General features: G+C 65.1%; 23 protein-coding genes. 19 read left to right on the top strand and 4 right to left on the bottom strand.

The annotated features are described in order from the left end of the window. The first annotated feature begins 81 nt into the window (after window positions 1-81). Genes mpl through AC1MGT_RS08045 form a run of 4 tightly spaced genes read left to right on the top strand, consistent with a single transcriptional unit; the run spans window position 82 to window position 4,689 of the window. Complete coding sequence (gene mpl, locus AC1MGT_RS08060) at window positions 82-1,422, top strand: UDP-N-acetylmuramate:L-alanyl-gamma-D-glutamyl-meso-diaminopimelate ligase (RefSeq protein WP_499504263.1); 1,341 nt, start codon at window positions 82-84, stop codon at window positions 1,420-1,422. Then, entirely contained in the window at window positions 1,419-2,036 is a 618-nt protein-coding gene (locus AC1MGT_RS08055; RefSeq protein ID WP_499503757.1) for a YqiA/YcfP family alpha/beta fold hydrolase, read from the top strand. The genes mpl and AC1MGT_RS08055 overlap by 4 nt, the downstream gene beginning before the upstream one ends. Next, a complete protein-coding gene (locus AC1MGT_RS08050; RefSeq protein WP_332532268.1) occupies window positions 2,033-2,620 on the top strand; it encodes a chorismate--pyruvate lyase family protein in 588 nt (195 codons plus the stop codon). The genes AC1MGT_RS08055 and AC1MGT_RS08050 overlap by 4 nt, the downstream gene beginning before the upstream one ends. Window positions 2,621-2,622: 2 nt before the next feature. Continuing rightward, on the top strand, window positions 2,623-4,689 hold the full coding sequence (locus AC1MGT_RS08045) for a ribonuclease catalytic domain-containing protein (protein ID WP_499503756.1): 2,067 nt from the start codon (window positions 2,623-2,625) through the stop codon (window positions 4,687-4,689). Window positions 4,690-4,824: 135 nt separating this feature from the next. Here AC1MGT_RS08045 and AC1MGT_RS08040 read toward each other — a convergent pair whose 3' ends face one another. Beyond that, window positions 4,825-5,097 carry a hypothetical protein gene (locus tag AC1MGT_RS08040; protein ID WP_499503755.1) on the bottom strand — a complete coding sequence of 91 codons (273 nt, stop codon included), beginning with the start codon at window positions 5,095-5,097 and terminating at the stop codon, window positions 4,825-4,827. A 250-nt stretch (window positions 5,098-5,347) separates the two neighbouring features. Between AC1MGT_RS08040 and AC1MGT_RS08035 the strand changes: the two genes are divergently transcribed. From AC1MGT_RS08035 to AC1MGT_RS08005, 7 genes are all read left to right on the top strand, one after another. Next, the gene (locus AC1MGT_RS08035) at window positions 5,348-6,232 is read left to right on the top strand and encodes an energy transducer TonB (RefSeq protein ID WP_499503754.1); all 885 of its coding nucleotides are present in this window, start codon (window positions 5,348-5,350) and stop codon (window positions 6,230-6,232) included. Beyond that, entirely contained in the window at window positions 6,229-7,044 is an 816-nt protein-coding gene (gene aroE, locus AC1MGT_RS08030; protein WP_499503753.1) for a shikimate dehydrogenase, read from the top strand. The genes AC1MGT_RS08035 and aroE overlap by 4 nt, the downstream gene beginning before the upstream one ends. 12 nt (window positions 7,045-7,056) lie before the next feature. Beyond that, a complete protein-coding gene (gene mtgA, locus AC1MGT_RS08025; RefSeq protein WP_499503752.1) occupies window positions 7,057-7,815 on the top strand; it encodes a monofunctional biosynthetic peptidoglycan transglycosylase in 759 nt (252 codons plus the stop codon). A gap of 96 nt (window positions 7,816-7,911) precedes the next feature. Continuing rightward, entirely contained in the window at window positions 7,912-8,877 is a 966-nt protein-coding gene (gene corA, locus AC1MGT_RS08020) for a magnesium/cobalt transporter CorA (protein ID WP_482896218.1), read from the top strand. Window positions 8,878-9,013: 136 nt separating this feature from the next. Next, window positions 9,014-9,505, top strand: coding sequence for an Hcp family type VI secretion system effector (locus AC1MGT_RS08015; RefSeq protein WP_499503751.1), 492 nt, complete (start codon window positions 9,014-9,016; stop codon window positions 9,503-9,505). 10 nt (window positions 9,506-9,515) lie between these two features. Then, window positions 9,516-9,977, top strand: a complete 462-nt coding sequence (locus AC1MGT_RS08010) for a hypothetical protein (protein ID WP_499503750.1) — start codon at window positions 9,516-9,518, stop codon at window positions 9,975-9,977. 10 nt (window positions 9,978-9,987) lie between these two features. Then, window positions 9,988-10,368, top strand: a complete 381-nt coding sequence (locus AC1MGT_RS08005; RefSeq protein WP_499503749.1) for a hypothetical protein — start codon at window positions 9,988-9,990, stop codon at window positions 10,366-10,368. Window positions 10,369-10,433: 65 nt separating this feature from the next. On the opposite strand, the gene hemL is transcribed toward AC1MGT_RS08005, so the two are convergent. Both hemL and thiD read right to left on the bottom strand, forming a co-directional pair. Continuing rightward, a complete protein-coding gene (gene hemL, locus AC1MGT_RS08000) occupies window positions 10,434-11,732 on the bottom strand; it encodes a glutamate-1-semialdehyde 2,1-aminomutase (RefSeq protein ID WP_499503748.1) in 1,299 nt (432 codons plus the stop codon). A gap of 50 nt (window positions 11,733-11,782) precedes the next feature. Next, a complete protein-coding gene (gene thiD, locus AC1MGT_RS07995; RefSeq protein WP_258835643.1) occupies window positions 11,783-12,592 on the bottom strand; it encodes a bifunctional hydroxymethylpyrimidine kinase/phosphomethylpyrimidine kinase in 810 nt (269 codons plus the stop codon). 98 nt (window positions 12,593-12,690) lie between these two features. On the opposite strand from thiD, the gene AC1MGT_RS07990 reads away from it, so the two are divergent. From AC1MGT_RS07990 to AC1MGT_RS07965, 6 genes are all read left to right on the top strand, one after another. Then, window positions 12,691-12,843, top strand: a complete 153-nt coding sequence (locus AC1MGT_RS07990; RefSeq protein ID WP_036170087.1) for a rubredoxin — start codon at window positions 12,691-12,693, stop codon at window positions 12,841-12,843. Between the two features lie 138 nt (window positions 12,844-12,981). Further along, complete coding sequence (locus tag AC1MGT_RS07985) at window positions 12,982-13,377, top strand: response regulator (RefSeq protein WP_183556317.1); 396 nt, start codon at window positions 12,982-12,984, stop codon at window positions 13,375-13,377. A gap of 26 nt (window positions 13,378-13,403) precedes the next feature. Beyond that, the gene (locus AC1MGT_RS07980) at window positions 13,404-13,802 is read left to right on the top strand and encodes a response regulator (protein WP_332532276.1); all 399 of its coding nucleotides are present in this window, start codon (window positions 13,404-13,406) and stop codon (window positions 13,800-13,802) included. Then, complete coding sequence (locus AC1MGT_RS07975; RefSeq protein ID WP_499503747.1) at window positions 13,799-14,344, top strand: chemotaxis protein CheW; 546 nt, start codon at window positions 13,799-13,801, stop codon at window positions 14,342-14,344. Before AC1MGT_RS07980 ends, AC1MGT_RS07975 begins: the two co-directional genes overlap by 4 nt. 58 nt (window positions 14,345-14,402) lie before the next feature. Further along, window positions 14,403-16,658 (top strand): methyl-accepting chemotaxis protein, encoded by a 2,256-nt coding sequence (locus AC1MGT_RS07970; RefSeq protein WP_499503746.1) that lies wholly within the window; start codon window positions 14,403-14,405, stop codon window positions 16,656-16,658. Between the two features lie 7 nt (window positions 16,659-16,665). Beyond that, window positions 16,666-22,002 (top strand): hybrid sensor histidine kinase/response regulator, encoded by a 5,337-nt coding sequence (locus AC1MGT_RS07965; protein ID WP_499503745.1) that lies wholly within the window; start codon window positions 16,666-16,668, stop codon window positions 22,000-22,002. 17 nt (window positions 22,003-22,019) lie between these two features. Here AC1MGT_RS07965 and AC1MGT_RS07960 read toward each other — a convergent pair whose 3' ends face one another. Further along, window positions 22,020-23,510, bottom strand: a complete 1,491-nt coding sequence (locus tag AC1MGT_RS07960; protein WP_499504262.1) for a cryptochrome/photolyase family protein — start codon at window positions 23,508-23,510, stop codon at window positions 22,020-22,022. A gap of 194 nt (window positions 23,511-23,704) precedes the next feature. Here AC1MGT_RS07960 and AC1MGT_RS07955 point away from each other — a divergent pair, with 194 nt between their 5' ends. Then, window positions 23,705-24,361: a YqgE/AlgH family protein gene (locus AC1MGT_RS07955; RefSeq protein ID WP_499503744.1), complete on the top strand. Its 657-nt coding sequence runs from the start codon at window positions 23,705-23,707 to the stop codon at window positions 24,359-24,361. 26 nt (window positions 24,362-24,387) lie between these two features. Beyond that, a complete protein-coding gene (ruvX, locus tag AC1MGT_RS07950; protein WP_258835640.1) occupies window positions 24,388-24,774 on the top strand; it encodes a Holliday junction resolvase RuvX in 387 nt (128 codons plus the stop codon). The last annotated feature ends 2 nt before the right edge of the window (window positions 24,775-24,776 follow it).

Below are 24,776 nucleotides of genomic sequence, written 5' to 3'. Positions count from 1 at the left end.
AGAATCCCGGTTTCGTCCATTTACATCGCACCAGCGCACCTTCCCATGCACATTCATATTCTCGGCATTTGCGGCACCTTCATGGGTGGCCTGGCGGTCCTGGCCAAGGAAGCCGGCCACCGCGTGACCGGTTGCGACGCCAACGTCTATCCACCGATGAGCACGCAGTTGCAATCCCAGGGGATCGAGCTGATCCAGGGCTATGGCCCGGAGCAGGTGTCGCTGAATCCCGATCTGTACGTGGTCGGCAATGTCATGACGCGCGGTAATCCGCTGATCGAGGAAATCCTGAACCGCGGCCTGCCATATATGTCGGGGCCGCAGTGGATCGGCGAGCATATCCTGCGCGAAAAATGGGTGCTGGCGGTGGCCGGTACGCACGGCAAGACGACCACGACGTCGATGCTGGCCTGGATCCTGGAAGATGCCGGCTATGCGCCGGGCTTCCTGATCGGCGGCGTGCCGATGAACTTTGGGGTCTCGGCGCGTCTGCATGGCGACAAGCCATCGGACTTCTTCGTCATCGAAGCCGATGAATACGACACGGCATTCTTCGACAAGCGCAGCAAGTTCGTGCACTACCACGCCAAGACGGCCGTGCTGAACAACCTGGAATACGACCACGCCGACATCTTCCCTGACATCGGCGCCATCGAAACCCAGTTCCACCATCTGGTGCGCACGGTGCCGGGCGTGGGTCGCCTGGTCGTCAATGGCGACGAAGCGTCGATCGGGCGCGTGCTCAAGCGCGGTTGCTGGAGCGAGAAGGAAAGCTTTGGCGGCGCCGATGGCGTCGACTGGACAATGGTCGAGCATCCGGGCGGCGCCAGTTTCGACGTCATCTTCAAGGGCGCGCCGCAAGGCACCGTGCACTGGGACCTGACTGGCAAGCACAACCGCTCGAACGCGCTGGCCGCAATTGCCGCCGCGCGCCACGTCGGCGTGCCGGTCGCGCAGGCCATCGAATCGCTGGCCCGCTTCGAGAACGTCAAGCGCCGCATGGAAGTGCGCGGCGTGGTCAACAACATCACCGTCTACGACGATTTCGCGCACCACCCGACGGCGATTGCCACCACGGTCGGCGGCCTGCGCCAGAAGCTGGGCGCGCAAGGTTCCGGCCGCATCCTGGCCGTGCTCGAGCCGCGTTCGAACACGATGAAGCTGGGCGCGATGAAGGATGCGCTGCCGGGCAGCCTGAAGGATGCCGACCTGGTGTTCGGGTTCGGCAGCCAGCAGGCGCTGGGCTGGTCGCTGGCCGATGCGTTCAAGCCGATGGGGGCGATCGCACACAGCTTCGACCAGATCGACTATATGGTGCAGGCCATCGTGCAGCAGGCGCAGCCGGGCGACCATATCCTGGTCATGAGCAATGGCGGCTTCGGCGGCGTGCACCAGAAGCTGCTGGACGCGCTGGCCCCATGACGTCGGCGCCGCATTTGCCACCGTACCTTCTTTATTTGCACGGCTTTCGCTCGTCGCCCAAATCGATGAAGGCGCGCGTCATGCAGGCAGCGCTCGAAGAGCGCGGCTTGCTGGACCGCCTGATCTGCCCGCAATTGCCGGCGTCGCCAAAGGCGGCGTTCGCGCTGGCGCTGGACCTGGCCGCGCAGCATGCACCTGGCAATCTCGCGATCGTCGGCTCGTCGCTTGGCGGCTTCTATGCGTGTGCGCTGGCCGAGCGCCTGGGCGTGCCGGCCGTCATCATCAATCCGTCGGTCGACCCGACCCGCAACCTCGAACACCACGTGGGCGTGACGACCAACTGGCATTCGGACGAACCGTTCGAGTTTCGCCCTGAGTACATCGATGAACTCAAGGCACTGCGCGTCGCGGCCATCACGCAGCCCGAGCGCTATTTTTTGCTGGCGGCCACCGGCGACGAAGTGCTCGACTACCGCGACATGGTGGCCCACTACGCGGGCGCGCGCCAGCACGTGATCTACGGCAGCGACCATGCGGTGTCGGAGTTTCCGATCTATGTCGATGAGGTGCTGGCGTTCTGCGGCATGGACTCTGTCGGGGATCAGGCGCAGTGAGGAACCGTTCGCTGCGCCTGGCCGCCTGGCAGCCGCATGCGCGCGCCGTGCGTGCTTCTCCACCAATGCACGACTGGCTCGTCACGCCCGGCTCGCTGACCGCGCGCCTGGTCGCCAGCAGCGACGCGTTTCGCGTGCGCCGCCTGCACCAGCACGGCGCCGTGTGCCTGGCCGACGAAGCGGCGGCGATTGGCCTGGCACGACCGCAACGGGTCTGGGAACGTGAAGTGCTGCTCGTCTGCGACGGCACGCCGGTGGTCTTTGCCCACACGGTCGTGCCGCCCGATGCCGACGCGAGCGACTGGCCGCTGTTTTCGGCGCTGGGCGAACGCTCGCTCGGCTCGACCCTGTTTTACGATCCGCTCGTGCGGCGCGGATCACTTGAATTTGCGCGCCTGGGCGCCGACCATCCGCTCGTGCGCCGTGCGCACGCGGCCATTGGCGGCGCAGGCGTCCAACAGCCGATTTACCATGCGCGGCGCTGCGTCTATCGCCGCCGTCAAGGCCTGCTCCTGGTCACCGAGGTATTCTTGCCGGCGGTGCTCAGCCTGGGAGCGGGCGCAACCACGAACAACACAGAATAATCATGAATGTATTTTTTGAGGAATCGGGCGACTTCAAGGTCGGCGCCATCCTGTCGCAAGCCGGCGAGGCATACCAGGTCGAACTGGCCAGCGGCAAGCGCACCAAGGTCAAGACGCGCGACGTGCTGCTGCAATTTGAGAAGCCCAGCCCGCAAGAGCTGATGGACGCGGCCAAGGCCGTGGCGGCAGACGTCGACCTCGAGTTCCTGTGGGAAGTCGCGGGCGAAGAAGAATTCGGCTTTGCCGAGCTGGGCGCCGAATACTTCGGCCACGCACCGCTGCCGCACGAAGCGGCCGGCCTCGTGCTGACGCTGCACGGCTCGCCCATCTACTTCTACAAGAAGGGCCGTGGCCGCTACAAGGCTGCGCCGGAAGCGTCGCTCAAGGCCGCGCTGGCCGGTATTGAAAAGAAAAAACAGCAGGCCATCATCCAGGCCGGTTATGTCGACGAGCTGAAAGCCGGCAAGCTGCCTGAATCGATGCAGCCGCTCGTGCACCAGCTGCTGTTCAAGCCGGACAAGAACACTATTGAATACAAGGCATTCGAGGCTGCGGCCAACGAGCTGCAGACCAACCCGGCACGCCTGATGCTGGACGTCGGCGGCCTGGCCTCGCCCAAAGACCTGCACATGGACCGCTTCCTGTTCGAGAACTTCCCGCGCGGCGCCGGCTTTGCGCCGGTGGACGTACCGAAAGCACCGACCGACCTGCCACGCGCCGACGTTGCCGCATTCTCGATCGACGACGTGACCACGACCGAGATCGACGATGCGTTCTCCGTCGTCAAGCTGGACGATGGCACCGTGCGCGTGGGCATCCACATCGCCGCGCCGGGCCTGGCTGTGCGTCCGGACGATGCGATCGACAAGATCGCCCGCGCGCGCATGTCCACCGTGTACATGCCGGGCGACAAGATCACGATGCTGCCGGACGAGGTGGTCAACGCGTTCACGCTGGCCGAGGGCAACGATTGCCCGGCGCTGTCGCTGTACGCCGTGCTCAATCCCGAAGACTGGAGCGTGGTGTCGACGACGACGCGCGCCGAGCTGGTGCCGATCAAGAGCAATCTGCGCCACAACGATCTGGACGACCTGGTCAATGAAGAAACGCTGGCCAGCGGCGAGGGCGAGTATCCGCACAAGGAAGAACTGGGCCAGTTGTGGCAGTGGGCCTTGCAGCTCGAAGCAGGCCGCATGGCAAAGCGCGAAGCCTTTGGCCTCAAGCCCGAGCAGGCCAACCGCATGGACTTCAATTTCTACGTCGAGGATGACGTGGTCTCGATCGTGCGCCGCAAGCGGGGCGCGCCGCTGGACAAGATCGTCGCCGAGCTGATGATCTTTGCCAACAGCACCTGGGGCAAGCTTCTGCACGACTCGGGCGTGCCGGGCATCTACCGCTCGCAAGGGCCGGGCGCCGGCGGCTGGGCCGCCAAGATGCAGGTGCGCATGGTCACGCACGCCGCGCCGCACCAGGGCCTGGGCGTGGACCAGTACGCATGGAGCACGTCGCCGCTGCGCCGCTACACCGACCTGGTCAACCAGTGGCAGATCATCGCGGCGGCCGAAAACGGCGTCACCGCGCCACTCGTCGCGCCATTCAAGCACCGCGATGCGACGCTGTTCTCGATCGTGTCGAGCTTCGACGCGGCGTACGCGGCCTATAACGAGTTCCAGCAGAATATGGAACGCTACTGGTGCCTGCGCTGGCTGGGGCAGGAGGGCGTCAAGATGGTCGATGCCGTCGTGCTCAAGGACGAGCTCGTGCGCCTGACCGACGTGCCGCTGGTGGTGCGTTTGCCGGGCATGTCGCAGGTGGCGCGCGGCGCGCAGGTCAAGCTCGACATCGTCCGCTGGGACGAGATCGAACTGAACCTCGAGGCACGTTTGCTGGAAGTGGCAAGCGCTGCGCCGGATGCGGCCATCGCCGATGAGGAGGACACCGAAGCCGACACCGGCGAAGCGGCAGCGGCCGAAGCGGTGGAGGCGGAAGGCGCCGTTGCCGTGGTGGACACGGCTGACGTGACGGAACCAGCATCGTCAGCAACGCCGTCCAGTACTTCGGCACCATAATCGATTTGGCAAACGACGCCGAAGGCATGGACGGCATCTGAAGCCGCGGGCTCTGTGGCCGTTGGCAAGGAGACTGAGTGCGGGATTTTGCAGGCCGCCCGCTGCTCAGGCTTGCAGCCTGCGCCTTCGCAGCCACTACGCCAACGGCGCAATGACACCCGCAACGACGGACGGGTAGAAGATCAGCGCGAACGCCTTGTCAATGCTCATGGACTGATCGAAGAGGAAGATCGCCAGCCAGACGAGTACCGCAACTGACAGTGTCGAACCAATTGCGATCAGCAGGTATTTCAAGGTACTGAGGATGGCTTTCATGGTTTGAACGGTTCCATTGATGGACAATTCGTTCCGCCCCGTATGGACTGTCGAAAACAATGCCACTTGCCGTGACCATGCATCGTTCGCCATGTGGCTCTCCGTTGTGAGTTGGATAAGACCGACGATTATTCACCCTGTATGACGCTGTAGGCTTGTCACGAGTCAGGGTCGTAGGTACCCGAGATCAAGCGGACATTGAAGGATTGGCAAGGCCATTCAACCCTCCGGCTACTATTGTCGAACGCACCACGTTATCCCGCACGCCAATTCCACCTCCCCCTATGAGTTCGCCTCAGGTTAGAATGAATCAATTCTCCGATTCAATTCTCACCCGCAGCGCGTGAAGTCTCTCCTACACAACCGTCCCCTGATCATTGCCCTGGCCGTATCGGTGGCAGCCCACGCGGCGCTGCTGGCGGTGCGCTTTGCTGCGCCTGAAACGTTCCGCCAGACCCCGGCCGACCCGGGCCTCGAGGTCATTCTGGTCAACGCCAAGCATGACCGGGCGCCGGTCAAGGCCGACGCACTGGCCCAGGCGAACCTGGACGGTGGCGGCACCGCCGAAGCGGGCCGCGCCAAGTCGCCGCTGCCCGACCTGCGCAAGGTGGAGGATGGCGACAGCATCAAGGCGCTGCAGCGCCGCATCGCCGTGCTGGAGCAGATCCAGCAGAACGTCGTCACGCGCGCCCGCACGTCGAGCTTTACTGCGCCGCCCGTGACCGAAAAGGAAAGGCCGGACCCGTCGCGCACGGGCGAGGACAACCTCGACACGTCGCGCGCCATTTCGCGCAGCGCTGCCGAAATCTTCGAGCGCATCGAAGAAGAAAACCGCCGTCCGAAACGCACGAAGATCACGCCGAGCACGCGCGAGGCCGGGTACGCGCTGTACTACAAGGCGATGCAGAAGCGGATCGAGGAAGTCGGCACGCTCAATTTCCCGCAGCAGGCCGGCAAGAAGCTGTATGGCGAGCTGGTGGTGTACATCCCCGTGTACCAGGACGGCACGCTGTACCTGAAGGATGGCGGTCCGAAGGTCGAGCGCAGCTCGGGTAATCCTGCGCTCGACAAGGCAGCGCTCGACATCGTGCGCCGCTCGGCGCCGTACGGCGCGTTCCCGGCCAATATGCGCACCAAGGGCAAGGACGATTTGTGGGAAGTGTTTACGCGCTTCCAGTTCACCCGCGAAGAGAGCCTGCGCGCAACCCTGGGGAATGCATCGCCATGACCGACCGTTACTGCGTCATCGGCAACCCGATTGCCCACAGCAAGTCGCCCCGGATCCACGCGCAATATGCCGCGGAGCTGGGCGAGGATCTCCAGTATGAACAATGCCTGGCGCCCGTCGATGGCTTTGCCGCGACGGTGGCGCGCCTGGTCGGCGAAGGCTACAAGGGCGCCAACGTCACCGTGCCATTCAAGCTCGAAGCCGCGCGCCTGGCCACACGTTTGACCCCGCGCGCGCAGGCGGCCGGCGCCGTCAATACGCTGGTGTTCGACGGCGGAGAGATCGTCGGCGACAACACGGACGGCGTGGGCCTGGTGGCCGACATCGTGCGCAATGCCGGCGTGTCGCTGGACGGCAAACGCGTGCTGCTCCTGGGCGCCGGTGGCGCCGCCCGTGGCGCGCTGCTGCCGTTGCTGGACGCCGGTCCGCGCCAGATCGTCATTGCCAACCGTACGCTGGCCACCGCCGAAGCGCTGGTGGCCGAGTTTGCCGATTATGCGGCGCGCCTGGCGGTCAGCGGCTTTGCCGATGTCGACGGCCCGTTCGACGTGATCATCAATGCGACGTCGGCCAGCCTGGACGCCGCCGTGCCGCCGGTGCCGGCGACGGTATTCGGCCCGGACACGCTCGCGTTGGATATGATGTACGGAAACAAGCCAACCGTGTTCATGGACTTTGCCGCGGGTCATGGCGCTGCCGTGCGCGACGGCCTGGGCATGCTGGTGGAACAGGCCGCCGAAGCGTTCGCGCTGTGGCGGGGCAAGCGGCCGGGCACGGCGCACGTGCTGGCATCGATGCGTCAATCACAATAACAGGGGTAACCCGTGGCTACATCGCGTAGTAAGACACCAGCGAAGGGATCCGCGAAGGCGCCAGCCAAGCGGCGCTGGATCAAGTGGATTTTTCTGGGGCCGCTGCTGCTCGTGCTGCTGGTGCAGCTGTATTTCTTCCTGATGGTGTGCTGGTATTCCCAGGTCGATCCCGGCTCGACCAGCTTCATGCGCGCGCAATTGTCGGTACTGCGCGAAACGAATCCCAACGCGACGCTCAAGCACGAGTGGGTGCCGTACGAGCGGATTTCGTACAATCTGAAGCGTGCAGTGGTGGCGTCCGAAGACGCCAATTTCAACGAGCACTATGGCGTGGACCTGAAAGCCATCGAGCGTACCTACGAGCGCAACGAGCGCCGGGGCAAGCTGGTCGGCGGCGGCTCGACCATCACGCAGCAACTGGCCAAGAACCTGTTCCTGTCCGGCTCGCGCAGCTATCTGCGCAAGGGCCAGGAAACCATCATCGCGTTCATGCTCGAAGCCATCATGAGCAAGCAGCGCATCCTGGAAATCTACCTGAATGTGGCCGAGTTCGGCCGTGGCGTGTTCGGCGCCGAAGCGGCGGCGCGCTATTACTTCAAGACGTCCGCCGCCAAACTGAGCACGGCGCAAGCCGCGCGCCTGGCCGTGATGCTGCCCAATCCGCGCTTCTACGACAAGAACCGCTCGACCCGCTACCTGGAGCGCCGCACCAGCACGATCCAGCGCCGGATCCCGTCGGCCGACGTGCCACGTGCGGATGAGCGGCCATAAACGCGCGTTTATGGCGCTGGAGTTGGCTCCGCGGCGGGCAAACGGTTACACTTGCGCTACTTTTGTCGACCGGCCAAGAATAGCGAGACCCAGCGCATGATCAATGTATTCGTCCTACAGAACGGCCGCCTGAACCAGGTCACGATCGAATCCCGCGAGGAACTCGAGAGCGTGGCGCCGGTCTGGGTCGACCTGACCGACCCGAGCGAGGAAGAGCGCGTCTGGGTCAAGGCCAAGTACAACGTGATCCTGCCGGGCGAAGACGAAGTCCAGGACATCGAAGCATCGGCGCGCTACTACGAAGCCGAAAATGGCGACCTGCACCTGCGCACCGACTTCCTGCTGGAAGAAGAAGACGGCCCGTCGCGCGTGATCACGGTGGCGTTCATCTTGTCGGGCAAAATCCTGTTCTCGGTGCACAACGACGACTTGCCGGTGTTCCGCCTGGTGCGCATGCGCGCCCGTTCGCGGCCCGGCTCGATCGAAGACTATATGGACGTGCTGCTCGACCTGTACGCGACCGACGCCGAGTATTCGGCCGACTCGCTCGAGGGCATCTACGAAAGTCTCGAAGAAGTCTCGACCCGCGTGCTGCAAAAGGAATTTACCGACCAGGACGCGGCCGCGGCGCTGAACGCGATCGCGCACGAGGAAGACTTGAACGGCCGCATTCGCCGCAACATGATGGACACGCGCCGCGCAGTCAGCTTCCTGATGCGCGGGCGCCTGCTGAACTCGGACCAGTTCGAAGAGGCGCGCCAGATCCTGCGCGACATCGAGTCGCTCGACGGGCACACGTCGTTCCTGTTCGATAAGGTGAACTTCCTGATGGACGCCACGGTCGGTTTCATCAACATTAACCAGAACAAGATCATCAAGATCTTCTCGGTGGCCTCGGTCGCGTTCCTGCCGCCGACCCTGATCGCCAGTGTCTACGGCATGAACTTCGCCGTGATGCCCGAGCTGCAATGGCGCTTCGGCTACCCGCTGGCCATTCTGTTGATGATTGGCTGCGGCGTGGCGCCGCTGTGGTATTTCAGAAGGCGTGGCTGGCTGAAATAAGCGTCCCGGACGATGCGTGTAAGCGCGCCGGGTGCGCTCAGGACTTGCAAGCTGAGTTAGCTTGACCATTCTCCATACTGCGTCTTTCTAGCCGGTCGACACTGTTCGATCAACTTGACTTCTCGGAAGATAAGACATGGCTATCGACGCATACCTGTTTATTGATGGCGTGAAAGGGGAGTCGGCTGATTCCGATCACACCGGATGGATTGAACTTACTTCAGCTACATGGGGTGTGAAACAGCCCAGAAGCGCTACCGCATCTACAGCCGGTGGTCACACAGCAGAACGTTGCGAGCACAAGACATTGGCAGTGACGAAGTTGGCCGACCTGTGTTCTCCGATACTCTTGCAGCTTTGCTCATGTGGCAAGACGATTCCAAAAGCTACGTTGGAATTTATGCGGGCAGATGGCAACGGTGCTCCCATCAAATACTACGTCATCGAACTCCACAACGCTCTCATCGCATACATGGATCAAACTGCACTTGAAGGTAGCGGTATCCATGATTCGATCGGTATCCGGTTCTCGAAAGTGAAATGGAAATATACCCAACAAAAGATTGCCGGCGGCAGCAGTGGCAATACTTCGGGTGGTTGGGATCTGGCAGCTAACCGAATAGCCTGAGGAGCTGCTCATGTCTGGTTTCCAGCCCAGAGACTCCCGCGGCCATTTCATGTTGCCCCAAGCACCAGAAGAATCGGGATACTACGTGTACGGCACCCCCGACAAGGGCAGGGCACAATATGCGGATGCTCGCATGCTCTCCTTGCTTTTCGCTGTCGAAAGAGAATGGTCAGCTGTCGATAATCGCAAGTTTGGTATTGGTAACATGAGCAAGGCTGAAGGTGTCAAATACGATCACGCAACCCACATGAAAGGCGTTGAGGTCGATCTTCGACCGCTACGCAAAGATGGCCATACAATCCCGGTTTCGTATACATGGCCAGATTATGATCGTGCAGGCACACAACGGCTGATCGAGATATTTCGCCGATGCTTTCCTGGCCAACTGACAATTTTCTTCAACGATCTACGCATCCCCGGTGTCCTGGCGCTACGCGGTCATGACAACCATTTTCATGTCGAATTCAAGTGAAGGCGCAGCCATGAAACGTTCTGTGATGCTTTTCTTGTCGATACTGATGCTTCCACCGTCGTACGCCGAAACGCCCAGGCAATGGGACGGCGACTATGCCAGCACGAAGACCAGCTACTTGATGTATTCGGGTAGTCTCAGCGAAAAGGAGCCGCCCAGGACAGGCAGTCAGAAGCTTTCGCTGATGATCGAAGGGCCGCTGGCAAAAGAACTGTTCGATTCGCTCGGCGCCAACCAGAAGCAGGCCTGTGGCGCGTCAACCGGCGTGCGTATCAGACAGCGAGGCGATGTCACATGTGCCTATGACCACGAGATAAAGTCTGCCCCGTACACATGCTTCGTGGGGCTCGACCTCAAAACAGGAAAGAGCATGCCGGGCGAGACCTGCTAGCGGCAGGCGTGCCCGGAATACATGCCGGGATGACGTTCATGATTTCACAAGAACGCGTGTGATGGTCACCCAATCCGCTTGAACACGCGTCGCGCCGCTTCGATGGTCTCGTCGATCGCCGCGTCGTCGTGCTGGATCGACACGAAGCCTGCCTCGAACATCGCCGGTGCAAAGTACACGCCTTCGTCCAGCATGCCGTGGAAGAAGCGGTTGAAGCGCTCCTTGTCGCCCGCCATCATTTCGCTGTAGCTGCCCGGGACTTCCTTCGAGAAGTACATGCCGAACATGCCGCCCACGGCGTCGCCGCAGAAGTCGATGCCCGCTTCGCGCGCCGCGTCGCTCAAGCCGGCCACGAGGCGGTTCGCCGTGGCGCTCAGGCGCTCGTAGAACCCGGCTTCCTGGATCAGCTTGAGCGTCGTCATGCCCGCCGCCACCGCCACCGGATTGCCCGACAGCGTGCCGGCCTGGTACACCGGGCCGATTGGCGCCATCTTCTGCATCAGCTCGGCGCGCCCGCCGAAGGCCGCCACCGGCATGCCGCCGCCGATGACCTTGCCCAGCGCGGTCAGGTCGGGCTGGATGCCGTACATGCCCTGCGCGCCTTGCAGGCCCACGCGGAAGCCGCACATCACTTCGTCGAAGATCAGCACGGCGCCGTGCTTCGTGCACAGGTCGCGCATGCTCTGCAGGAATTCTGGCGTAGCGCGGATCAGGTTCATGTTGCCGGCGACCGGCTCGACGATCACGCAGGCGATCTCGTCGCCCATCGTCGCGAATGCGTCTTCCAGTTGCGCCACGTCGTTGTAGTCGAGCACGAGCGTGTGCTTGACGAAGTCTTCCGGCACGCCGGCCGAGGTCGGATTGCCGAAGGTGAGCAGGCCGCTGCCGGCTTTCACCAGCAGCGAATCGGCGTGGCCGTGATAGCAGCCTTCGAACTTGACGATCTTGTCGCGGCCCGTGGCACCGCGCGCCAGGCGCAGCGCGCTCATCGTCGCTTCGGTGCCGGACGACACCAGGCGCACCTGCTCGATCGATGGCAGCAGGCGGCAGATTTCTTCGGCGATCTCGATTTCGCCTTCGGTCGGCGCGCCGAACGACAGGCCATTTGCGGCGGCGGCCTGCACGGCCGACACCACTTCGGGGCGGGCGTGGCCGAGGATGGCCGGGCCCCACGAGCCGATGTAGTCGATATAGCGCTTGCCGTCGGCGTCCCAGAAGTGCGGGCCGAGGGCGCGCGTGATGAAGCGCGGGGTGCCGCCGACCGAGCGGAAGGCGCGCACCGGCGAATTGACGCCGCCGGGCGTGGTCAGTTGGGCACGGGCAAACAGGGTGTCGTTACGCGAGGTGGCTTGTTCAATGGTCATGTTGACGTTTCAAGAAGAGGAAAGACCGTCCCGCGCAGCGCGCTTGAAACTCAGGGACGGAAGAATTTGGCGGGAATGAATTTGCCCATCCCGAAGCGTTGTGCGTTCTCGAGCGCGCCGGTCGTGTATTCCTGTGCCACGGCCAGCGCGGTCGGCGCATCCATGCCGCGCGCCATCAGGGCGGTGAACGCGGCCGAATAGGTGTTGCCGGCGCCCAGGAACGGGCCGGGCAGGTGCTGCCAGTCGACCCGCGCGACTTCGCCGCTGGTGTCGAACAGGCGGTTCGAGCAGGCGCCGGCCGTGTCGCGCGTGCCGGTCACGAGCACATACTGCAGGCCGGACGAGGTCAGTTCGGCCACGTCTTCGTCGAGGTTGCCGGGATCGGCATCGCCGCCATCGCGCCACAGCTCGGCCATGCGGCCCAGTTCGGCCTGCGACAGGATCAGCGCGGTGGCTTGCGGCGCCAGAATGGAACGCAGGGCCATCAGCATTTCTTCGTCGCCCATGCCGGCGTCGGGCAGGGCCGACAGGAACGGGTCGAGGATCAGCGGCGCGTCCGGGTAGTCGGACACGATCTCGGCAATGGCGGCCAGGTGCAGTGCGGTGCCCACGGCGCCAACCTTGAAGGCGGCGATCGGCATGTCTTCGAGCAGCGCGCGCGCCTGTTCGGCCATCCAGTCGCTGTCGAGCTCATACATGTGCTCGACGCGGGCGCTGTCGGACACCAGCAGGCCTGCAATGGCCGACAGCCCGTGGCACCCGAGGGCGGCAAAGGCGGCGACGTCCGATTGCACGCCCAGCGCGCCGACGGGATCGCAGACGCCAAAACTCAGGATGAGGGGTAACGGTTGGTTTTGCACGACGGGTAGATTAAGATGCCGGATTCTGATTCCACATTTTACTAGATACAAGGATCAACACCGTGAGTACTGAATCCACCGCCCCGTTCCTGACCTGGATGTGCCTGATCTGCGGCTGGGTCTACGATGAAGCTGCCGGCGCACCGGAGGACGGCATTGCGCCGGGCACCCGTTGGGCCGACGTACCGATGAACTGGACCTGTCCCGAGTGCGGCGCACGCAAGGACGACTTTGAAATGACAGCGATATAACACCTGTTGTTGTGCTTGCATGGCATCCTGGTAAGCCCCTGATGCCATCGCAAACGTGTAGTTGACTCCCTGCAACACTTTGCGCACAAGAAAGATTCGTTATGCTATCGTGGCACTTCAAGCCGAAGTGAAACGACCATGACGACATCGCCGCAATCATCAAGCCTGACCATCATGGTGATCGATGACAGCAGCACGATCCGCCGGTCAGCAGAGATTTTCCTGACCCAGGCGGGCTACCACGTGGTGCTGGCCGACGATGGCTTCGACGCGCTCGCCAAGATCAACGACCACCATCCTGCGCTCGTGTTCTGCGACATCCTGATGCCGCGTCTCGACGGGTACCAGACCTGCGCGCTGATCAAGAAGAGCGTGCGGTTTCACGCGACCCCGGTGCTGATGCTCTCGTCCAAGGACGGCCTGTTCGACCGCGCGCGCGGCGCGATGGTCGGCGCCAGCGCCTACCTGACCAAACCCTTTACCAAAGACAGCCTGCTGGCGGCCGTGCGCGAGCATGCGCCGGCAGCAGGCTGACGATTCAACCAACGCTGGAGCCCTGCGTGGCCATTCAAAAGATTCTCATCGTCGACGATTCGCCGACCGAACGACTGTACCTGACCGACATCCTGGTCAAGAACGGCTTTACCGTGTGCACCGCCGTCAGTGGCGACGAAGCGATCGAGCGCATTCGCGCCGAGCGCCCGCAACTGATCCTGATGGACGTGGTCATGCCCGGCACCAACGGCTTCCAGGTGACCCGCGCCATTTCGCGCGATCCGGAACTGGCGGCGCTGCCGATCATCATCTGCAGCAGCAAGGACCAGGAAACCGACCGCATCTGGGGCATGCGCCAGGGCGCCAAGGAATACCTCGTCAAACCGGTCGATCCGGCGCGCCTGCTGGCGGCCATTGCGGCGCTGGCCGTGCCGGGCGCTGCTACCGGCAGCGTGAAGGCATGACCACCGGCGGCGCGGACGAACGTGCAGGCCGCCGCGATCCCGCGGCGCGGCGCACCCGCCTGCGCCTGTACCAGGAACAGCTGCTCGAACGGATGCAGGCGGCCAAAAACGGCGCCGGCGCCAGTGTGGCGCAGCTGGGCCTGGCCATCGGCGGCGCGCGCTACCTGATCGATCTGGCCGAAGTGGGCGAGATCGTCGCGCCCGTGCCGGTCACACCCGTGCCGCTGACCCGCCCGTGGTACCTGGGGCTGGCCAATGTGCGCGGCAGCCTGCTGGGCGTGATCGACCTGGCCCGCTATCTCGATGAAGAGCATGTGGCCGCCACGCCGGCCACGCCTGGCAGCACCCCGCGCCTGCTGGTGTTTGCACCTGGCCTGGGCTTGAATTGCGCGCTGCTCGCGTCTGCGGTGTATGGCTTGCGCCATGCCGGGACGATGACGCGCGACGGCGACGCCCTGTGCGATGCCGATGGCAACACATGGATGCCGCTGTCGCTGGCGGCGCTGGTGCGCGAAGAGCGCTTCCTGCACATTGCACGCTAACCGAACACACTAACTTGCAGCACAGGGAGCCGGAATGGGATTCGCCTCGAAATTGACCATGAATGTCTTCGCCAGGGGTGGCGCAGCCGATGACGCGGTGCGGCCGGTAACACCGGTCCCCGTCGCCGATGCTGCGGCGCCCGACGCGGTTGCCAGTGGTTCGGCCGCCGCAGCGGCGCGGCGCCTGGGCGGCTTTCGTGGCCGTGACGACGGCGCCGCCGATGGCGGGGGCGACATGCGCGCCACGCTCATGGGCAGCAGCTTCCAGCCGAATCGCCTGCGCCTGTTGCTGGGGGCCGTTGCCGCCGGCGCGGTGCTGACCGTGCTGGCCATGTGGCAGAACGCCGCCAGCGACGCCCGTCTGGCGGGGCAGAGCCAGGTCGCCGGTGACGCCGTGATGCACTCGCAGCGTTTCGCCAAGGCGGCGCCGATCGCGCTGCGCGGCGATGCGCAAGCCTTCTTCCAGCTGGAAGAGAGCCGCACCGAACTGGGTCGCGAACTCGATCTGCTGGCGCGTGGCGGCCAGTCGCCGACCGGCCGCATTCCCGCCGCCAGCGGTCCCCGCGCCGACGACCTGCAAAAAGCCATCGTGCTGTGGAACCGCTCGTCCAAGGCCGCTGCCAATATTCTCGGCAACCGGCGCAACCTGATCGCCTTCGGCGCGAGCCTGGCCCAGTACGAAGAAGTGGGGCCGGAACTGGTCGCCATTGCCGAACGCCTGCAGCGCGACGAGGCCGCCGACGCCCGGCGCCAGATGGCGGCACTGAGCCTGCTGTCGGTGACCCAGCGCCTGACGGCCGGCGCCCAGACCTTCAACACGCCGGGTTCGACCCAGAACGCGGTGACCTACATCCTGGGCGACATCGCCTCGCTCGAAGCGCTCGTCGACGGCCTGCTCGATGGCGGCGGCCGTTTTGGCCTGGCGCCGCTGACGGACCTCGAAATGCGCGTGCGGCTGTCGCGCACCCGTGACAGCCTGCGCGAATACGTCAAGACCGTCACGCCGCTGATCGGCAACCTGACCAGCTACGCCGGCGCCCGCGCCGCCGAGCGCCTGATTTCGCGCGACAGCGAACCGCTGCGCGTGATGCTCGCCAAGCTGCACATGGATTACCAGCGCGACCAGGCCGGGATCAGCCCGTGGTTCTGGCTGGCCATCGGCGCCGGCGTGTTCACGCTGCTGGCTACCCTGGGCACCACCCGCGCCATGTTGCAGGAATCGCGTGAACGCGCCGCGGGCGCCGAAGGGCGCCGCCAGGAAGCCGAAGCGATGCGCCACCTGGCGCAGACCAAGGAAGAAGAAGCCAAGGCCACCAATGAACAGAACCAGGCCGCCATTTTGCGCCTGATGAACGAACTGCAGGACGTCGCCGACGGTGACTTGACGGTGCAGGCGACGGTGTCGGAAGACATCACCGGCGCGATTGCCGACTCGGTCAACTATACGGTCGAAGAACTGCGCGAGCTGGTCGTGCGGGTCATCCGCACGGCGGAGCAGGTGGCGCGCGCATCGAACGGTGCGCAGGACGTCTCGACCGAACTGCTCGGCGCGGCCGAGCAGCAGTCGCGCGAAATTCAGGATGCGTCGGCGACGACGCTGCGCCTGGCCGGCCTGATTACCGACGTGTCGCGCTCGGCCCTCGAATCGGCCGACGTGGCGCGCCAGTCGGTGGCGGCGGCGGCGCAGGGTTCGACCGCGGTGCAGAATGCGATCGAGGGCATGCAGGAGATCCGCGAGCAGATCCAGGAAACCTCCAAGCGCATCAAGCGCCTGGGCGAATCCTCGCAGGAGATTGGCGAGATCACCGAGCTGATTTCGGACATTACCGAGCAGACCAACGTGCTGGCGCTGAACGCCGCAATCCAGGCCGCATCGGCCGGCGAAGCAGGGCGCGGCTTCTCGGTGGTTGCCGAAGAGGTGCAGCGTCTGGCCGAACGCTCGGGCGACGCGGCCAAGCAGATCGGCGCGCTGGTGCGCACCATTCAGACCGACACCCACGACGCGGTGGCGGCAATGGAAAAATCGACCCAGGGTGTGGTCGAGGGGGCGCGCCTGTCGGACGCCGCCGGCGCCGCGCTGTCGGACATTTCGCGCGTCTCGAACCGCCTCGGTGACCTGATCGGCGACATGTCGACCGCCACCGAACGCCAGGCCACCAAGGCCACCGGTGTGGCCGACAAGATGCAGCAGATTCTCGCCGTGACCGAACAGACCCGCCAGGGTACCCGCCAGACCGCCTTGTCGATCCAGGAACTGGCCACGCTGGCGCAGGAACTGAAGGATTCGGTGTCCCGCTTCCGCGTGGTATCCTGACCGGGCGATGACGACCTTGAACCGCTCCAGCAGTTTTGATACCGGCCCGCTGTCCTGGGTCATTGGCGAAATCCGCGACGCCCTCACACGCGCCGCGACGTCCCTGCGCGATGCAGCGGGCCGTTCGCCCGAGGCGCAGCCAACGCTGCTGCTGCATGCGAAATCGCATCTGCACCAGGCGCACGGCGCCTTGCAGATGGTCGATGTCGAAGGCGTTGGCGTGTTCACCGCCGCCGCCGAAGCGGTGCTCGATCGTTTCAAGGATGGCCAGCTGCCATGCAACGCCGAAAGCGTGCAGGTGGTGCTGGACGCCTTCGGTGCGCTGGGCGAATACCTCGACGAACTCCTGGGCGGCGCCCCGCAGCAGCCGGCGCGCCTGTTCCCGTACTACCGCGACATGGTCGAACGCCAGGGTGAGACCAAGGTCCATCCGGCCGACCTGCTGCCACTCGATCTGTCGGTGCTGCCTGAACTGCCTGCCAGTGCCACTGCCGTGGGCGAGGTCGACATCGCGGCCTGCCGCGCGCAATTCGAAAAAGCCCTGCTGCCGTACCTGAAGGCCGACGACGACGCCGCGCGCCGCGCGCAGGCGCACGACATGGCCGCGGCAATCGCGCCGATCGCCGGCGCGCAGGAAAGCGCACGCGCGCGCCTGTTCTGGCAGGCGCTGCATGCGTTTGCCACCGTGGTGGCTGGCGGCCAGGTTGCCACCGACCTGTATGTCAAACAGCTCTTTGGCCAGATCAACCTGCAATTGCGGCGCCTGGCCAAGGGCCAGCAGGATTCACCAGAAACGATGCTGCGCGACGCGCTGTTCTTCGTGGCCGCCGCCTGCGCGCCGGGCCCGGAGGCAGGTGCGCTGCGCCAGGCCCTGGGCCTGGACGGCGCTGTGCCGCACGACTACGCCGAACGCCGCTACGGCAAACTCGATCCGCAGGCGCTGAAGGATGCACGCGAAGCGCTGGCCCGCACCAAGTCGGACTGGGATCTGATCGCCGGTGACGGCAAGCCCGACGCCGCCATCGAGAGCGATTTCAACGATGCGCTGGCACGCCTGGCCGGCGCCAGCGACAAGCTGGGCGCGCCCGCGCTGGCGCAGCTGCTGCGTGAGCTGGGCCGCGCGGCGGGCGACTCGGTGCAGTCGGGGCGCGATGACCAGTTCGGGCTGGAGATGGCCGCCGCCATGCTGTTCGTCGAGAACAGCCTGGATCAGCTGCGCCAGTTGCCCGACGATTTTTCACAGAACGCCGAAGCCGTCGGCGCGCGCCTCCTGGCGCTGGCCGCCGGCGAAACGCCGCCCGACGCCCCGCAGTGGCAGGGCGAACTGGCGCGCCAGATCCAGCAGGGCCAGACCGTGGCCGTGCTGGCGGGCGAGGTCAAGGCCGGCCTGCGCCAGATCGAGAAACTGCTCGACGATTATTACGACGACCCGTCGAAACGCCAGGTGCTGGAACAGGCCGGGCCGGCGCTGCATGGCTTGCAGGGCGCGTTCGCCATCCTCGACCAGGAGCAGGCCGTGCTGACCGTGCGTCACGTCGAAGACGCAGTGCGCACGCTGGCCGACAGCGCCAGCGATGTCACCGCGCAGCACGCATCGCTGCACAATATCGCGCAGAATATCGGCGCCCTGGGCTTCTTCGCTGATCTGCTGGCGCAGGACAGCGCGCTGGCGCGCGGCCGCTTCACGTTCGACACCGAGAAGCAGCTGCTGCGCGAACTGCCGTTCGAGTTCACCGATGCCGCCGCCGTCGAGACGCCGGTGGCGCCTGTCGCGGGAGCCAACGCACAGGACGACGTCGATGCCGAACTGCTCGGGATCTTCATCGCCGAAGCGCAGGAAGTGCTTGGCGTCGTGGTCGAGACGCTGCCGCGCGCGGCCGACGAGCCGGGCAATCAGGAAACCCTGACGGGCCTGCGTCGTGCCTTCCACACGCTCAAGGGCAGCAGCCGCATGGTGGGCCTGGAAGCCTTTGGCGCGACCGCCGCCAGCATCGAGCGGGTCATGAACATCTGGCTGGCCGACGGTCGCGCGGCCACCGCCGACCTGTTGGCGCTGCTCGCGCACGCCTACGCCGAACTGGATGCCTGGGTGGCCGAACTGGCCGCCGGCCAGGCTTCGCTGCGCGATGGCGCGGCGCTGATCGAGGCAGCGGCGCGGGTGCAGGAGGGCGGCGCGTTCGAGCTGCCGGCCGATGCACAGCCGGATGCGCAGTTCGACGCGCAGTTCGACGCGCAGTTCGACGCGCAGTTCGACAACATCCCGGTACTCGACGTCCAGATCACGCCGCCGGGCGAGGATGCCGTGCGGCGCGTGGGCGACCTGACCATCGGCCAGGCGCTGCACGACGTCTACCTGCTCGAAACCGAATCGCTGTGCGCCACCCTGGAAGACGCGTTCGCCGCGCTGCGCCAGGACCCGGCGCAGCGTGCATCCGCCGATGCGATCACGGCCGCGCACACGCTGGCCGGCACCTCGGCCACGGTCGGCTACACCGACCTGTGCGAACTGGCGCATGCGTTGGAAAGAACGCTAGAGAAGCTCACCGTGCCGGGCGCGCCCATGGGCGAGGACGGGCTGGATTTGTTCGACACGACGCTGGCGCGCATGCGCGCGATGCTGCACGTGTTCACGCTGGGCGAACTGGCCCCGGCGCAGCCGGACCTGATCGAACAGCTGGCTGCGCTGCGCGCGCGCCTGGGGACATCGCCGTTCGATAAGCTCGAACCGGCGCTGGCCAGCCGGCTCGATACGCTGTTTGCCGACGCCTACAAGCAGTTGCTGGCCGAGCCGCCGCCATTCACGGCGCCAGCGCCACGCGCGGCTGCGCCGGCACCGGCAGAGCCGGACGATATCGACGACATCTTCAGCGCATTCGGCGACGACCCGTTCGCGGCGCCGGCGCTGGAACAGGCCGCCCCGCAGCCGGGAGAGGCCGGCTTCGTGGCGGTGACGCCCGATGAAGCCGTGCTGGCCGAATCTGCGTCAGAACAGGTGTCGGAACTTGAAGCCGAGCCGGAACCTGAACTTGCACCGGAACCTGAAGCCGAGCCGGAACCTGAACTTGTACCGGAACCTGCACCGGAACCCGATCTGGCGCTCGACGACCTGCACGAGCCCGAGCTAGTGGGCGCCAGCGGGTACGTCGACGAGATCGACGCCGACCTGCTGCCGGTCTTCCTCGAAGAAGCCACCGACCTGCTGCCGCGCATCGGGCACGACCTGCGCCAGTGGCAGCAGGAGCCGTCCAACGCCGGCGTCGCGCAGCGCATGCAGCGCGACCTGCACACGGTCAAGGGCAGCGCGCGCATGGCCGGCGCGATGCGCCTGGGCCAGCACGCGCACGAACTGGAAACGCAGATCGAGAACATGGTCCATGCCGGCACCTCGACGCTGCCGCCGACCGCGTTCGACGAGCTGCTGGCCAACTACGACAGCGCGATGCTGCTGTTCGAGGGCTTGCAGCAGCCGGAGGCCAGCGCTGGTTCGGCAACGGCAGCGGCGCCGGCCTCCGTGGATGCCCCCGCAGCCGCGCCGGCCGAGCCGGCCCGCGCGCCGCTGGTGCGCGTGCGCGCCGACATCCTCGACCGCGTGGTGAACCAGGCCGGTGAGGTATCGATCACGCGCTCGCGCCTGGAAAACCAGATCGGTGTTCTCAAATCGTCGCTCGGCGACTTCTCGGACAACGTGGGCCGCCTGCGGCGCCAGTTGCGCGAGATCGAGATGCAGGCCGAATCGCAGATCGCCTCGCGTCTGTCGATCGCCGGCGAGCGCGAATTCGATCCACTTGAATTCGACCGCTTCACGCGTCTGCAGGAACTTACGCGCATGCTGGCCGAAAGCGTCGACGACGTCGCCTCGTTCCAGGAAAGCCTGGCGCGCACGGTCGATTCGGCCAATGAAGAACTGTCGGCCCAGGCGCGCATGACGCGCGACTTGCAGCGCGACCTGATGCGGGTGCGGATGGTGCCGTTTGCCAGCCTGTCCGAGCGCCTGTTCCGCGTCGCGCGCCAGACCGCGAAAGAAACCGACAAGCGCGTCAACCTGGATATCCGGGGTGGCGCGGTGGAAATCGATCGCGGCGTGCTGGAGCAGATGGCGGCGCCGTTCGAACACCTGCTGCGCAACGCAATCGTGCACGGCATCGAGCCGCGCGCGGCGCGTCAAAGCGCTGGCAAGGCCGAGACGGGCGAACTGCTGGTGCAGGTCAGCCAGCACGGCAACGAAGTCTTGATCAACTTCAGCGACGACGGCGCCGGGCTGGACCTCGAACGCATCCGCGCCAAGGCGCTGGCCGGCGGCCTGATTGCCGAAGGCGACGAGGCGCCGGACGACCAGGTGACCGACCTGATTTTCGCGCCGGGCTTTTCGACGGCGGACACGCTGACCGAACTGGCCGGGCGTGGCGTCGGCATGGACGTGGTGCGCTCCGAAGCGCAGGCGCTGGGCGGACGTGTCGCAGTGGCGTCCGAGGCGGGGCAGGGCGCGCGCTTCACGATCACGCTGCCACTGACGCTGGCCGTGGCGCAGGTCGTGCTGGTGGTGGCCGGTGGCCGCACCCATGCGGTGCCGTCGACGCTGGTCGAGGCGGTGCAGCAGGTACGCGAGGCCGACCTGGCCGCCGCGATCGACGCCGGCACTATCCACCTGGCCGGCCACGAACTGGCGCTGTATGGCTTGCCGGATTTGCTGGGCATGGACGACGACGAGCGCATCACGACGCAGCGTTCGACGCCGGTGCTGGTCTTGAATGGCGGCAGCCGCCGCATCGCGCTGCGCGTGGACGAGGTGCTGGGCAACCGCGAGGTGGTGGTCAAGAACATCGGCCGCCAGCTGGCGCGCATGCCGGGCATCGACGGCGCCACGGTCCTGGGTTCGGGCGAGATCGTCCTGATCCTCGATCCGCTGGCACTGGCGCAGCAACCACAGGGTGAAGCTCGCGTGAAGCAGGCCGTCGCGCTGCAGGTCCGGCGCCCTACCGTGATGGTGGTCGACGATTCGCTGACGGTGCGGCGCGTGACGCAGCGCCTGCTCGAACGCGAAGGCTATCGCGTGGTGCTGGCCAAGGACGGCATCGAGGCGCTGGAACTGATCGGGCAGGGCGCACCCGACCTGATGCTGGTCGATATCGAGATGCCGCGCATGGATGGCTTCGACCTGACCCGCAATGTGCGGAGCAATGAGGCAACGAAGGCGATCCCGATCATCATGATCACGTCGCGCACGGCCGACAAGCACCGCAACGTGGCGCTCGGGCTGGGTGTGAATGCCTACTTCGGCAAGCCGTACCAGGAGACGGTGCTGCTGGCGGCGATCGAGGGCTTGCTGGGGCGCGAAGCAGCGTAATGGCGTAACGACGGCGTTCAGTCGTCGTTCGCGTCGTCCTTCTCGTCCTCTGCCTTCGCCACCACTTTCTTCACCACCGCAAAGCGCTCCAGCGTGCGCTGTCGCGCCGCGTCGTGCTCCACGACCGGCGCCGGATAACCCCGTCCCAGCACCACGCCGCGCTCTGCCAGCACATCGGACTTCACCAGCCACGGCGCGTGAATCTGCTTGCCGTCGAGCTTTGCCAGTTGCGGCAGGTAGCGCCGGATGAACTCCCCGCGCGCGTCAAAGCGCGTCGATTGCGTGACCGGATTGAAGATCCGGAACCACGGCTGCGCATCGCATCCGGTCGACGCCGCCCACTGCCAGCCGCCGTTGTTCGAGGCCAGCTCGTAGTCATTGAGCTGGCGCGCGAAATAGCGCTCGCCGCGGCGCCAGTCGATCCCCAGATCCTTGGTCAAAAAGCTCGCCGTGACCATGCGCAGCCGGTTGTGCATGAAGCCCGTCTGGTTCAGCTGCAGCATCGCCGCATCGACCAGCGGATACCCGGTGCGGCCCTCGCACCAGGCCGCGAACAGCGCGTCGGCTTCGTCCCCGGTATCCCACTCGACCGCGTCGAACGCCGGCTTGAACGAACGTTCGACCACGTGCGGGTTCTGCGACAGCACCATCGCGTAGAAGTCGCGCCAGATCAGTTCCGACAGCCACACGGACGCACCGGTCCCGCCGGTGCCCGACTGCACCATGTCGCGGGCGCTGCGCACCAGGTGGCGGATCGATGTGGTGCCAAAGCGCAGGTGCGCCGACAGCCGCGAGGTGCCTTCCTCGGCCGGGAAGTCGCGCGCACGGCCATAGTCGGCCATCTCGGTCACAAACGCCTCGAACATCTCTTCGGCCCCATCCATTCCGGCAGGCAGCGGCGGCTCGCCCGACGTGAAGCCGATGTCTTCCAGGGCCGGCAGGGCGACCGGCGCACCGGTAGGGGGCGCGAACGCGTGCGCATGGGCGTCGACCGGGTAGGTGGCCAGCGTCTCGGGATGGGCCGCCAGGCGCTTGAGCCAGGCATTCTTGTACGGCGTAAACACGGAGAACACGCCGCCGGCGAGCGTGAGCACTTCCTGCTTCTCGAAGATGACCTGGTCCTTGTAGGTATGGAAGGCGCAGTCGCGCTTGGCCAGTTGTTCGGCCACGGCGAGGTCGCGCGCAATGGCCGACGGTTCATGGTCGGTGCCAACATGCACGGCATCGATCCCGAGTTCTTCCGCTAAAGCAACGACTTCATCGCGCGCGCTGCCGTGCCGCACGATCAGGTAGCCTCCAAGGTGACGCAGTTCAGTGTCGAGCTGGGCCAGGCTGGCATGGATGAAACGCAGACGCCGGTCATCCTTTGGCAACTCATCGAGGATGTCGGTGTCGTACACGAACACGCAATACACCTGCTGTGATGAACGCAGGGCGTGGTGCAGGGGGGCGTGGTCGAACGTGCGCAGGTCACGGCGAAACCAGACTAAAGACTTGCTTAAATTCATCATCGTGTGCGAGGTCAAGGCGGATCCAGATTTTACTGCCCATCATCGAAACGTGTGGCGCCCGAGGAATGCTTCCAATGGCCTCAGGGGCAAATGGGTGTAAACTGTCGAAAAGCGTAAGGTTGTTCTGCAGATACCTGGCAGCCGTTCAACAGAAGTAACAACGCGAGAGTGCGCCTTTTGAGAGCAATCGTATGAAAAAAACCAAAGTTGGCCAAACTCTTCCCATGCCGGGCATGCCCCGTGAGCAGGATGGCTCCCCTACTATGGCGGGCCCGGCAGCGTCCGGCCTGAACCTGGCAAATCACTTCCTGATCGCCATGCCGTCGATCCAGGATCCCGTCTTCGGCGGCACCGTCGTCTACGTCTGCGAGCACAACGACAAGGGCGTGCTCGGCGTGGTCATCAACAAGCCGACCGACATGACGATGGAAACCCTGTTTGACCGCGTCGATCTCAAGCTGGCCGAAGGCTTGCGCGCCACCGTCGTCGACGAGCCGATCATGTTCGGCGGCCCCGTGCAGGACGACCGCGGCTTCGTGCTGCATTCGCCGGGCGGGCGCTATTCGTCGTCGCTGACCGTCACCGACGACGTCTCGTTTACGACCTCGATCGACGTGCTCGAGGCCGTCGCCAACGGCGGTGGCCCGGCGCGCATGCTCGTCTCCATCGGCTATGCTGGCTGGAGCCCGGGCCAGCTCGAAGAAGAAATTTCGCGCAATGGCTGGCTGACGGTGGGCGCCGACGCGCGCGTGCTGTTCGACCTGCCGATTGAAGAGCGCTACCACGCTGCCATCAAGCTGCTGGGCATCGATCCCCTGATGCTCGCCACTGAAGCCGGCCATGCGTAAGGCGCTTCCGTATAAGAAACGCATGCATGGTTGATATCGTCCTGGGCTTCGACTTCGGCATCAAGCGGATCGGCATCGCCATGGGCAACACCCTGACCGGGCAAGCCCAGCCTTTGAGAGTCGTCAGTGCGATCGACAACGCCACCCGCTTCCAGATCATTGGCGAGCTGATCGCCCAATGGCAGCCGGCGCGCCTGATCGTGGGCGAGCCGCGCCATCCCGATGGCGCCGAGCACGACATGACCTTGCGCAGCCGCCGCTTTGCCAACCAGCTGCATGGCCGCTTCAACCTTCCCGTCGAACTGGTCGATGAACGTTATTCGTCGGCCGTGATTGCATCAAAGCGCGGCGACGTCATCGACGACAAGGCGGCCGCCATTATTTTGCAACAGTATTTTGACGCATCACGCTAACC

This window comes from Telluria sp. BA11 (genome assembly GCF_056680305.1).
The sequence above is the reverse complement of the archived record's forward strand: the minus strand, read 5'-3'. Positions and strand labels throughout refer to the sequence as shown.